Here is a 12,445-nt window from a genome sequence, read left to right as displayed (position 1 = left end):
AAGCGGTTATAGGCATTTTAGGGGCTTCGGGTCGCTTGGAATGCCCTGTCCCCCACTCGTGTCCCCCACTCGTGTCCCCCACTCGTGCCACCGCGTGCCTCCCCGGTAACGGATCACTCGATCCGCCGTGTCAGTCAAACTAGAACCATCGATCGCTCTAGCGATGGGCTGGGCTGGACAGAGCAGCGGTAAAGTTGATACAGCCCGAATTGGTTGCGGCTCCGGTCGCAGGAATGTCCCCAAATCGGCCGGCTCGATAAATGCCAGCTAAAACCAATAGAGTGGCCTCCGTCGAGGCGCGCATTTGCCCGTGGAGTCGCCGATGAGTACTTGGATTGGAAGCTCGTTCATATCCGTCTTCATGCTGTTTATGGGGGGCATCCTGATTGGCCATCTGTTGTGGTATCGCGATCGCAGTCGGGATCTTCAAGCGATTAAGGCTGCCGAAACGAAGTACAGCCGGGCAAAGGCAGCAGCCCGTAGTCGTAAACGCAAATTCATTCTCTTGTCGCGTGATACCAAAGCGTTTGAGGTGAACTCCAATCGGCATCGTGGCGAAGCTGAATCGCTCCGTCAAACCTTAGCCACCCATACCGAACGTGCCGATGCGCTGCAGAGTGAGCTGGGGAAACTGCACGCCGAGCAGAGTCGCTACGAACTTGCCTGCCGGGATGCACAGCAGCAACGCGATGTCTCCCTTAGCCAAGCCGAGACCGCTAGCCGAGAAATCGCTGATCTCCAGACGCGTCTCCAGGCCTCCGACACTCAGCTGAAACAAGCAGCCAAGACAATCCAGGAACAGGCGGTAGCGGAGCAGGCGGCGAGCTCTGAACTCAGTGAACAACGCGAGCGTGGCAATGGCCTTGCCACCAAGAACGAAAGCCTTCAACACGACATTCGCGAGCTTCGCTCTCAACTCGAAGGCGTCCAACAGCGTCACGATCAACTGGTCAGTGAGCGAGACCATCATCAAGTTGCCAGCATCAAGCTCACCGAAGATCGAGACGAGCTGCGGATGCAGCGAGACCGGCTCAGCGAAAAATGTGATGAACTAAGCAACGCGTACGACCAAATCCGAACCAAGCGTGACGAGCTGGAGCAGGAACGCGATCACCTCGCTCAGCTCCGGGAACAAGACGCCCACGAAGCCGGGCTCAGCAGCCGTCGTGGCGAGCACCTCACTGTGGAAATCGAGCAGCTGCGCAGTCGCTGCGACGAACTCATCACTCTTCGCGACGAAGCAAGCCAACAGCTCGACCAAACCGCCAGCCAGCGTGACCAGTTCGCCGATCAGTGTCATGACATCCAGCGTCGACATGATCAACTATTAGCAGAGCACGGCCAACTCACTGTCCAACGAGATCAAACTGTCACCGAGCGTGATGAACTTGTCAAACAACGGGAACAGCTCGTCAATGACCATGATGGGATTGCTAGCCAGCGAGACCAACTCACCGCCGAACTGGCAATTGTTACCGAACGCTATACCGTACTGACCACAGAAAACTGCCAGACTCTCCAACAACGAGACCAGCTTACCAGTGAGCATGATAAGATCGTTGGCGAGCGTGACCGAATTTTGGAGGAGCTGACGTCAATCACCGAGCAGCATACGCTCCTAGCGTCAGAGCACGATGAACTGCTCAGTACACGTGATCAACTTACCCGTGAGCGGGAAGAACTCGTTGGCCAGCGTGATCAAGTCGCTGAGGATCTAAAAGCAATTGCGGAGGAGCAATCCCAGCTAGTTACCGAGCGTGACGAGGCCGTCTCACGACAAGTTCAACTCGTCAATCGAGAGGCAGAACTCTCCAGCGAGCGAGACCAACTCAAGGTTGAGTTGGACATCGTGACCGCGCGGAACGCCCATCTGTCCGCAGAGCACGATGATCTGCTCCAGGAACGAGATCGACTCGTCAGCGAGCGAGCGACTGACGATGCACAGGCCGGACAATATGAAGACAAATACCTTGAACTGCAGCAAGAATACGGAATGTTGCGTGATCAACACGCTGTCGCAATCGAAGCCAATCGCGAACAAGCAATCCAATTTGAATCGCATCAAGCAGAGATCGAGCGACTTGAGAAATCACTCAATGAGTCCACCGTTCAGGTACAAACGCTGCAGAGTGAGCATGACGAGCTACTGGACCAACTCGATGAGCGAACCTCGCGAATACAGACTGCAATCGACGGGCGGGTGACGGCCGAAACAGCGATGAGCGAAATGGAGGCGAGAACCGAATCGCTCCTAGCGGAGCTCGCCGAGGCCAGCCAGTCTCGAATAGAATACGAATCGAAGCTAGCCGAAATTCAGCTCAGTGGTAACGCATTGCAGACGCAGTCACAGGAACTCCAAGACACCATCAGCAGAAAAGATCAACGGATCGTCGATCTCGAACAAGAAATCGACGAGCAAAAAGAGGCGATCGGTCGACATCTCGCCGAAGCCGAACGACTCCGTGCAGGCGGTCACGAACTGGATAGACTTCGAGAGCTCGTAGCGGAAAAGTCAACAGCGTTAGCAGCTGCCCAGAACGACCTGCAGCTCAACCGCGACGTCGTTGCCACACTGCGCGGTGAAATCGAGGATCGTGATGGTCAGATCTCTCTGCTGAACCAGCACCAGCAGCAGATTCTCGTGCAACTTGCCGACCAGACCAGTGTCGTCGATCACCTGAAGCACGACCTAGAGAATGCTACGGAGAGGTTTCAACGCGCCCAGGAGTACCGAGTGCAGGCGACCGAGTTTCAAGCGAAGGCGGATGCATTGCAAGCTCACGGCGTGGAATTGCAAGAACAGCTCCACCGCGTGTCGGCTGAGCTCGACGCCAGCCTCGACGCCAACGCAGCGATGCAGCATCGGCTGCGCCAAATCGAAGGTCAATTGCACGAGAACGCCGTTGCGATGCGAGATCTCCGCCGCAAGCGAGCGAACGTTCCTGCACTCAATACGAACTCCTCGCCCGACCAGAGCAAAGCGGCCTGACCACCACCCGAACCAACGATTGGATTCGCCGTTGAAGTTCGCCACACCAGGTAATGGAAAACAACATGCCGAGGCTGCGAGTGGATCAAGTTGGGGGCGTGCAGGTGGGCCAGGCTCTTGGACACCCCAACATCAGCCATGCCCTCGTTTTGGTAGACGAGTGAACTGATCTTGACGATGTTATCGCGCCCTCACGATGACGTCGGTGTCGCCCCACTGCACCTCTAATCCAGCTTTCTCCGCGACAAGTTGGGCGAGCTGTTGCAGAGTTTTCTTCTTGGCATCGAGCGTCACTGGTGTATTCCCTGCCGATTCCGCTGCCTCGTCGACCTGAAAGCTCTTGCCCGCCGCCTGGGCGAGTTGTCGGAGGACTTCCACGGCCGGTTTGTCGACCAACTGCAAATCAAACACCGGCACGGTTCCAACATTTCCTTGTCTGGCAGCCGCGGGCTCACCCGTGGCCGCGCGCCAGTGAGTCGCAATTGCCAGACGATGATTCTCAGCAGTCGTGTTGACCAACAGCTGATTTTTCACCATGCCAATGGAGGCACGGGGATGGGATTTTGACAGCGCGGAGCGAATCGCGAGGGCCCCGTCACCGGAGGGATACGCCAAGGTAAACGGACGCTCGGTAGGCAATGCGGACCAGGCCAGTACGCCCTCGGGCGCTGACACGGCCTCACCGAGAGCATCGCTGCTGTCAACGCCGCCCCCCCGGGCGGTAAGTGTTTCCAGCCGTGTCCCTCGGCGGAGGGCGTTCCGAAACTGGGCCAGCAGCAACTCCACCGCCAGCCTCCGGTCGACTGCGACCAGGCTACCGGCAGTCCAGATGTCATGGGGCAGCCAACTGGGCACCTGATCTGATCTGCCTGCATCAGCAGTTGTGGGGACGATGGATGCCAAATCCGTCACAACTTGGCTGCCTTTCGAACGGGCTGGGGCGGCGAGCAGCAGTGCCAAAACCTCGGCCGCGGTGCTGCCCGTCGGCCATCGCACCGAAATCAGATCGCCCGGAGAGGACTCATTGGACGTCAGATGACTGACCGCTGAATCGACCCAGTCGGGGCGTCCGACGATCAGCACGCCAGGGAGCGGAAAGACGGCGAGATCATTCATTTCCGCCACCTCTAGAATCACTTTGGCGGCCGGAGTAGCCGCTGCGGTCAGACTCACGTGGACTCCGGGGTCAATTTGCCTGTCAAGCCAAAGTGACCTGATCGGTGGCCATGGACCGCGATTAGAAACATTCTCCCGGCTAGCCTGAGGGAGGAGTTGCGGTAGTAGCTCGCCGAGCGGCTGTTGCGTTACACTCAGCGTAATCCCGGTCTGAACCAGCGTTTCGCAGGCCAGGACGCTGTTTGGGGGCGGCTGCCCAACCGCTGATGCCGGCGCAACCGAGCCCCAAACCGCCAGCAAAAAGAATGCGGTTTGCGCAAATCCGGTTGAATTTCGATCAAATTCTTTTTTCATTTGTTGTCTTGCCTGTCAGCCTGATCAGTCTAACATCGAAGGGTCACACGGGGGGAGATTTTGAAGCCAAATCCCTCGGCTTGCCCCCACTGTTGGATGCCTGCATCGAATATACCGACCCCTTGGAAACCAACATGACGAAACCTCTTGTCCACACCACGCGTTTAGCAGGTGCCTACCGGCGCTACCTGCAGTCAGCTGATCCGTGTCGGTTTGCTCATGAGGTGGACGAATCCTACACCGCCGCGACACTCAATGCTTTGCTGAGTCGCGGCCAGGTCGAGCAACGTCGTGCTGCGGCGCTAGCTTTGGGGATGCTTGGCGACCGCTGCAGCGTCGACGCTTTGGGACGAGCGATTTCAGACTCCGATCGCGGGGTCCGCTTGGTCGCGGACGACTCTTTCCGTGCCGTTTTGGTTCGTGACGCTGCTCCGTTGCATCACCAGCAATTGCTTCGTGTAATGCATCTCAATGATGGGGGTGAATATGCTGCGGCGCTGTCCCCGGCGATGATTTTAATCGATCAGGCGCCCTGCTACTCCGAGGCCCATCATCAGCTAGCCATCTGTTGGCACGGACTCGAAGACTTCTCGCGGGCTCAGCAGGCTTATCAGAACTGCCTCTGGCATTGTCGGTTCCATTATCTGGCATGGCAGAGTTTGGCAAAAATTCGCTATTTGAATGGTCACTTAGAGAAATCATTGCAAGCCCTTGATCATTGTTTGGCGATCAATCCGGATCTCGAAACCGCCCGCATGCAGCGCCGGCAGATCCGACGCCAACTCCGCCAAAGCGACGTTTGAACGCCGAGAATTGAGATACGCTTTGAGTACGGATGAAGTTCTTGTCGGTTGCCTGGCACTCCTCTTTTCGGTGACTGCCACCGCGATTGCGATCGGGCCCTGGGCGGCCCCCTACGAAATTCGCTCAGTAAAGTACGTACATGACAAGTATGGTAAACCCGCTGCGCGCGGTGTCTGGCTCGCAGTCGCCATCATCGCTGGGGGTAGCGGGATAGCAATCCTTAACGGCGTTCGCCCCGCTTACGCAGCCCCGAGTGTCCATCGCGAACCACCGCGATAAAACATGGCCGGGATCAATGCGAATCCCTTGGACCATGGCGTGTATAACCCGCCCATTGCGTGAGAAACGCCGCCGTACGCCGGTGCACGACGTGGAAATCAGATCCGCCGCCAATCGGGTGATTTTTCTTGGTGAGTACGTGCGTACTAGTTGACCGTTCTTTTTCGTGAAGGCCCACATCGGGTTGTTCGCTCTCAATACGTATTGCTCTGAAAGTTTGAAAACGTAGATGTTTCGTTACTCGGGTGTTGTGTTTGCCGTTTTACTGTCGTCCGTGTCTGCGTCCGCTGGCGTGCTGAGTGACTTTAATCTCATTGCATTTGGAAACGTGACTGGTAACCAGCATGTCGATGGACGAGTGCTGGTGGGTGGAAACATCAGTGGTGGCACCAAAGTTCTCGCAATGCAGTCGGGTGCGACATCCAGTCTGGCAAAGACGCCCGGCGTTAGCAGTGCAGATGGTCTTGTCGTGGGCGGCCAGATCTTGAGCGAAACCCACGTGAACAATGGAAACGTGAGGGTTGGAGGCTCGGCGAGTGGTCGAGTCAACAACGTCAATTCGCCGAACACGATCTCGTACAACGACAAGTCCGTTGCAGGCATTGTTGCTGACGCGCGAGCGGAAGTTGCCCGCACGACGGATTACTTCGACAGCCTTACCGCCAATAGCATGGTCAAGCTGGGGATGAACTCGTCGCAGTTCACCAGTACCCCAGTAGATGGCATCGCGGTGTTTGACGTCGACCTGAAATTCTTCATGGGCAATGGTGGACCTGATCTGATGGGTGATCTGTCTGCTGACTTGTTTCTATTCCGGGTGACGGATTTCGACGCGACGGACAAGTATAAAATGGAGAGCATCAAGGCGAGTTCGTCGTTCAATGCATTCAATAACGAGTTCGGCCAAAAATCGTTTCAGCAAAAAATTGTCTGGTATTTCCCTGGCACCGAGACGCTGGATCTGAGAAATGGCATTGGTGGAGCCGTGATCGCGCCGGACGCCAGCATCACGTTTAATTCTCAGATGGGCGGCACCGTCGTCGCCAACGATGTCAATCTTCGTGGTGAAATTCACCTACCTTCACTAGCACTGCCACCAATTCCGACGAGCACCAGCGCAGCTCCCGAACCGGCGACGATTGCGTCGGTGGGTTTGATTCTGTGCGGTGCGCTCATCGGCCGCCGTCGACGTATCCGCAAACAGCGGAAGGCTGCGTGAGTGGCCCCGTCGCTCGTCTTTCTATCGTAGTGACGCATGTGTGTTAGCCCGGTGCGGCCAAGCACCGGTGTTGCTGATGATCTCTTGACAGCTGGCTTCGCGACGCTCAATCATCCGCCAGGTTCCCGCTCGCTATCCGACATGCGTCTGGGTTTGATGAGCGTGGTCTATTTTTGTTATTTCAGCGAATCTATGGCTTTGATGACGTCATGACGATGACGCGGTCAGTCGCGATGGTCGTAGCTTTCTTGTTTGATGTGCGTCAGTAAACCAATCTGATACTTCAACGCGGGCCGGACGCGATCATTGACGCTCACCCGCCTCGACTGGTCGGTGGGGCCAACCACCCCGTGATTCAATTCCAGATCAATCTGAGCCATGGGAAAGCGTCGCAGCGTTGGATCAGAGAATTCCAAGCGGACACACTGCACGTCACTGGCCTGCTCACAAAAGTCGCTCACGCCGTCGCTGGTTTCTGTGCTCCAATCGTAGTGCCGCTCATCGAGGAGCGCCTTGCGGAGGTGCCCCAGACCCGGAAAGGCCGTCAGCTCTACGGGTTCGAAATCGCTTCCCTCCAGTGGTAAGAGCATCACGTGATCTCCAAGCTGGAGCGCCTCGATCGTCGGCGCGCCCCAGAAACGAGTGGTCTCGCCTAATCGCGTCCGCCGGGCGTAAATGCTCGCAGCGGTAAAGATGCTCGCGCCGATCAAAATCGCCACCACAGCGGCCCAACCTTTCCGTCCAAAATGAGCCCGGGGATCGTTGTACTTATCCGCATGCGGATCGGACGGGGCGGGGGCTCCCTGAACAGGAAATTCCTGAGCAGCGTCTCTAGGAACGGAACCGTCGTGAACTGGAGCTTCCGCAGACGCGGTCGGCTTGTCGGGCGTGGAGGGTGTGTCAGACAATTTTGCTTCCGGCTGAGAGGTGGGGGAACATCGAGATCTGGGCAGGTCGCTCAATCGGTAGGGTCGAGGTTACGATAGAGCCAGCTTCCATCTATTTCCTCGTTTTAGCATACTCGCCGTGTCTATCCCTCCCCGCTCCGAAACCACTCAACCTGATACACATCCATCTCGCCTCAGGTCCTTGGAATCGTCTACCGAAATCACAGTGGAACTTGGACTGCGGAGCTACCCAATCTCGATTCAGAGTGGCGCGACTTCTCGCACGGATAAGATGGGTTTCGCCAGTCGATTGGCGGAGGCCATAGGGGACTGCACCCACGTGATCCTCATTCAGGACGCATCGGTTGCCGCGTCGGCTGGCCAAGCCATAATTGAATCCCTGCCTCATCATGGCGTGCGGGTCAGCATCCTCGAAGTGGCGTCGGGCGAAGCGAGCAAATCAACTGATCGGCTGACCGATTTATGGGGCGAGTTGCTCGCCTGCGGGACGGATCGTCGCAGTGTTGTGATCGCGGTCGGCGGCGGGGTGATCGGTGACTTAGCGGGCTTTGCCGCCGCCACATTCACCCGGGGTCTACGGTTCGTCCAAGTCCCGACGACACTGCTGGCAATGGTTGACAGCAGCGTGGGCGGCAAAACCGGAATTAATTTGCCCGGTGGGAAAAATATGATCGGTGCTTTTTGGCAGCCACATTTGGTTTGGATCGATACGGATTTTCTCAGCACGCTGCCCACACGCGAATACGTCAGTGGGCTGGCAGAAGTGATCAAATACGGCGTGATTGAAGATGCTGAGTTCTTTGAATTTTTAGAATCCAATATCGCGGCGATCATCCGCCGTGATCCTGAACCGACGCGACTAGCAATCGCGAGGAGCTGCCAATCGAAAGCTCGTGTCGTTGCCGATGATGAACTTGAAACGAGCGGCCGGCGCGCGATCTTGAATTACGGTCATACCTTCGCACACGCGATTGAAGCGACTGCTGGCTACGGCGCGATGCTGCATGGAGAAGCTGTGGCGATTGGGATGCAGATGGCCGCGAGTCTCAGCGTGGATCTCGGCTACTGCGATGCCGGGTTGCTCACTCGGCAGACCGCACTCTTGGAGGCAGCTGAGTTACCGAGGAGCTGGCCGGAAGCGGATCCTGCAAAAATGATCCCCATCATGGCTCGCGATAAAAAGGTCGCCCACGGAAAACTGCGTTTCGTGCTTCCTGAGTCCATTGGCAGCGTCAAACTCGTGGGCGACGTACCGGAAGAGAACGTCGTCGCAGCGATTCAGGCGTGGATCTAGATCCCTCACTTGATCAACGGGTCAATCGCACACCGATTGAACGCGAACTAAGAGTGCGTTCGTGTCGAGTGGATCACGAGTTTCGCCAATTCGACTCATCAAATCGCGTTGAGAACAAATACTCGAAATGCAACCGGTGCGTCACGCGTCGTTGGTCAAGATGCTCACGTTTCACGATCGGGGCACGCCGGTCAACGTCCGACAGCCCTGCGAAAACGCGCCCGAGCCATTTTGCCGTTGCTACGGCTGTTGGGCTAAGGATCGAGCGGTCGATATCAAAGGTCACTAAAAATTACCTGGATCCTGACTCTGCCCGGCAAGTGATTGGTTTCGATCGAGTATGATTGGCAACATTCAAATTAACGCCACACAAACCAAAACACACGAGACACTAACATGACAGCATCAACACACCTGGGTTCCACTCTACTCGCGATCGCGTGCTTGGCATGCCTGCATGCAACTGGTTGCACCGAGAACGAAACTCAGGCGATCCAATCAGACTCCGCTCCCGACTCCGAATTTGAAGAACCACTCGTGGTGCGAGTCTTGACCGAGGAAGAACGCGACAAACTGACCCCCGATGATGTTCTTCAGATGCTCAAGGAAGGCAATCAAAGATTTGCAGCTGGAACGCTGACCCAACGAGACCATTCGAAACAGGTTCGCGAAGCGGCATTGGGTCAATTCCCGAAGGCCGTCATTCTGTCATGTCTGGATTCACGCATTACAGTCGAGGATGCCTTTGACCGTGGAATCGGAGACCTGTTCGTAGCACGGATCGCTGGCAACTTCGAGAATACCGATATCGTCGGCAGCATGGAGTTTGGGTGCAGGGTTTCTGGCTCCAAGCTCATTCTGGTCCTCGGCCACGAACACTGCGGTGCGATCAAGGGCGCGATCGACAATGTCGAACTGGGAAACATCACCTCGATGCTCGAAAACATTCGACCTGCCGTTGCACACTTTGCTGATTACGACGGTGAAAAATCCAGTACGAACGATGAGTTCGTCCACATGGTAGCTGAAGAGAATGTGCGATTGACGATGGACGCGATCCGTGCCAAGAGCCCCATCTTAAAAGACATGGAGTCCGAGGGAGAGATTAAGATCGTCGGTGGGATCTACAATATGGACACGGGAATCGTCACCTTCATGGAAGAGTAAACAACTTCGATTGGATAGCACGCGAGGCGTGGAAATGATCGCCGAATATATTCGATGCTCACCTCGCCCGCTTGTTGGGCCTGAAGCCTGTTGATTTTCTAACCCCACATGCCAGCGAGGTAGTCCATTTCGTCCCTCGCTTGTGCTGCCGGTAGGTATTTGTGCATCCGGACAGCGAACTCAACAGGCTGCTAGAGGCTTCCTTTCCGGTTGGACATGCCGGCCGGAGAGGAAAGAAAAACGTCAATATCACTAGCTTCAACGCACTGGCTTTGAACGCACTGGCTTTTGTTGGACGAGCCCGGAGGGTGCACGTACCGGAGAGAGGAAAGTCTTGACGACCGACCTTCGCTCGACTGGGTTTCCAGGTCGCCCGTCCAGGTCCACTCAGGTTACACTCTTAATCGATCTGCGGCCACGTTGATGATCGTCGCAGAGTAGTCCCCCTTCCGTAGATGAGTTACCAACATGAGACTGTCATACATTCTCGTATCCACATCGCTGCTCGCCAGTTTGATTGCAATCGGCCCTCGTGGGGCGACTGGCCAGGACTCCACAGTCGCTCCCGCGATCGATAGCACGAAGATACCACCTGGGATCAATGCCACCTTTCAAGATCCCGATCTCGACGTCGATGAGTGGTTGTCACGCTTTGAGGTTGAGAGCCGCGAGGTGTACAGCGCCCGCGAAGAGGTGCTGGCAGCCTGTGACATCCAACCGGGCGAAAGCATCGCTGACATCGGAGCCGGGACAGGTTTTTACAGCCGGTTGTTCGCTCGCTCGACCGGGTGGGATGGCTGGGTATACAGCGTCGACGTAGCACCCAAATTCCTTCAACACATCGCAGCTCAGGCGACGGCCGATGGCATCAAGAATCTGACGCCCGTGCTGGGGACCGATGTTTCGATCCGCCTGCCACCGGCGTCAGTGGACCTCGTGTTCATTTGCGATACGTACCATCACTTCGAAAACTACGAGGAGATGTTGGCATCTATCAAACGGGCACTGAAGCCGGGTGGGCTGTTGGTACTGATTGACTTCCATCGCATCCCGGGCACGTCCCGGGAATTCATCCTCGGCCACGTGCGTGCCGGCCAGGACGTCTTCCGCGAGGAGGTCGAAGGGGCCGGGCTGCAGTTCGTTGATGAAATCGAGATAGACTCGTTCGAGGAAAACTACCTGATGCGATTTCGCAAGCCAGAGTAAGCTTGTCAGCTAGATTTCGACTTTTTGATTTCGTCGAGCAGTCGACCTGGGCTGCCCATGGCGTTGTAGCCACCGTCGACGTGAAGGACTTCGCCGGTGATACCGGTGCTATCGTCGCTGAGCAGGAATGCGCCCGTCCGCCCGACTTCTTCGTGGGTCACGTTGCGGCCCAGCGGTGCCATATGTTCGTACATCTGCAGCATGTCTTCGACGCCTGCGGCGCGTCCAGCGAGGGTCCGAATCGGTCCTGCTGAAAGCGCATTGACGCGGACCTTGCGGGCGCCCATGTCGAACGCAAGGTAACGCATCGAAGCCTCCAGAGCTGCCTTGCAGACGCCCATGACGTTGTATCCGGGGACGCATTTCTCGCCTCCGTAGTAAGTCATTGTCAGCACTGCCCCCCCCGGTGCGAGGATCGGCTCGGCAGCAGCGGTCACCGCCATCAGAGAGAACACGCTAGCTTCCATCGCAATTTTGAAGCCTTTGCGGGAAGTGTGCAGTGTTTCCCGGCCGAGGTCGTCGCGATCTGCGAACGCAATCGAGTGCAGCAGAAAGTCGATCTTGCCAAAGGTCTTCTCGGTATGCTCCATCACACTACGAATGTCGTCATCGTTGTTAGCATCCATCGGCAGGAGGAATTCAGCACCCTCGTACTGGTCGGTGAGCTTGGCCACCCGACGTCGATTTTTTTTCTTTTCATCATCGGGACGGTCGGGTAAATGTGTGAATCCACACTTCCCACCGCCGGCGAGAATTTGCTGCGCGATAGCCCAAGCGATCGAGTGATCGTTCGCGACACCGACAATAAGTCCTTTTTTTCCTTCAAATTGCATTTCCATCACCTTTTTTGCGGCTAGATTGGGTCGAATTTTGCTGTGGGGGTGGACTATCATCGCCGGATGCGTGCGTGCTCACAAGGCATCCTTGAGTCTCCAAAATGGAAAACGACGTGATCGGCCCCCCCAATCCACTTTCGAGAGCGCCCAGGGGTAGTTCAAGGCCCGCATCGACTGCCCAAGATAATCCGCGATTGCTCGATTCGACGGCCGCTTCCGGGGACGTTGAAATGCCAGACATGTGCCGCTCGTCGGACCAGGCGATCATGGAAG

10 protein-coding genes are annotated in these 12,445 nt (G+C 56.5%); 7 read left to right on the top strand and 3 right to left on the bottom strand.

Annotation, left to right across the window (positions count from 1 at the left end; translation table 11 throughout):
- The first annotated feature begins 322 nt into the window (after positions 1 to 322).
- Entirely contained in the window at positions 323 to 2,989 is a 2,667-nt protein-coding gene (locus Poly21_RS22435; protein WP_146409262.1) for a coiled-coil domain-containing protein, read from the top strand.
- A gap of 180 nt (positions 2,990 to 3,169) precedes the next feature.
- Here Poly21_RS22435 and Poly21_RS22430 read toward each other — a convergent pair whose 3' ends face one another.
- Positions 3,170 to 4,162: a hypothetical protein gene (locus Poly21_RS22430; protein ID WP_146409261.1), complete on the bottom strand. Its 993-nt coding sequence runs from the start codon at positions 4,160 to 4,162 to the stop codon at positions 3,170 to 3,172.
- 431 nt (positions 4,163 to 4,593) lie between these two features.
- On the opposite strand from Poly21_RS22430, the gene Poly21_RS22425 reads away from it, so the two are divergent.
- From Poly21_RS22425 to Poly21_RS22415, 3 genes are all read left to right on the top strand, one after another.
- The gene (locus Poly21_RS22425; RefSeq protein ID WP_302120195.1) at positions 4,594 to 5,262 is read left to right on the top strand and encodes a tetratricopeptide repeat protein; all 669 of its coding nucleotides are present in this window, start codon (positions 4,594 to 4,596) and stop codon (positions 5,260 to 5,262) included.
- A 70-nt stretch (positions 5,263 to 5,332) separates the two neighbouring features.
- Positions 5,333 to 5,542, top strand: coding sequence for a hypothetical protein (locus Poly21_RS22420; RefSeq protein WP_302120193.1), 210 nt, complete (start codon positions 5,333 to 5,335; stop codon positions 5,540 to 5,542).
- 229 nt (positions 5,543 to 5,771) lie between these two features.
- Positions 5,772 to 6,761: a collagen-binding domain-containing protein gene (locus tag Poly21_RS22415; protein WP_146409506.1), complete on the top strand. Its 990-nt coding sequence runs from the start codon at positions 5,772 to 5,774 to the stop codon at positions 6,759 to 6,761.
- Positions 6,762 to 6,985: 224 nt separating this feature from the next.
- On the opposite strand, the gene Poly21_RS22410 is transcribed toward Poly21_RS22415, so the two are convergent.
- Positions 6,986 to 7,669: a hypothetical protein gene (locus Poly21_RS22410; protein ID WP_302120191.1), complete on the bottom strand. Its 684-nt coding sequence runs from the start codon at positions 7,667 to 7,669 to the stop codon at positions 6,986 to 6,988.
- A gap of 181 nt (positions 7,670 to 7,850) precedes the next feature.
- Between Poly21_RS22410 and aroB the strand changes: the two genes are divergently transcribed.
- The 3 genes from aroB (at position 7,851) to Poly21_RS22395 (ending at position 11,336) form a co-directional block, all read left to right on the top strand.
- Complete coding sequence (aroB, locus tag Poly21_RS22405; protein WP_302120188.1) at positions 7,851 to 8,963, top strand: 3-dehydroquinate synthase; 1,113 nt, start codon at positions 7,851 to 7,853, stop codon at positions 8,961 to 8,963.
- Between the two features lie 396 nt (positions 8,964 to 9,359).
- On the top strand, positions 9,360 to 10,130 hold the full coding sequence (locus Poly21_RS22400) for a carbonic anhydrase family protein (protein WP_146409259.1): 771 nt from the start codon (positions 9,360 to 9,362) through the stop codon (positions 10,128 to 10,130).
- Positions 10,131 to 10,598: 468 nt separating this feature from the next.
- Positions 10,599 to 11,336 (top strand): class I SAM-dependent methyltransferase, encoded by a 738-nt coding sequence (locus Poly21_RS22395; protein ID WP_146409258.1) that lies wholly within the window; start codon positions 10,599 to 10,601, stop codon positions 11,334 to 11,336.
- Positions 11,337 to 11,341: 5 nt separating this feature from the next.
- Here Poly21_RS22395 and Poly21_RS22390 read toward each other — a convergent pair whose 3' ends face one another.
- The gene (locus Poly21_RS22390) at positions 11,342 to 12,169 is read right to left on the bottom strand and encodes an enoyl-ACP reductase FabI (protein WP_146409504.1); all 828 of its coding nucleotides are present in this window, start codon (positions 12,167 to 12,169) and stop codon (positions 11,342 to 11,344) included.
- Positions 12,170 to 12,445: the final 276 nt, after the last annotated feature.

The sequence above is a fragment of the Allorhodopirellula heiligendammensis genome (assembly GCF_007860105.1).
GTDB lineage: Bacteria > Planctomycetota > Planctomycetia > Pirellulales > Pirellulaceae > Rhodopirellula > Rhodopirellula heiligendammensis.
The sequence above is the reverse complement of the archived record's forward strand: the minus strand, read 5'-3'. Positions and strand labels throughout refer to the sequence as shown.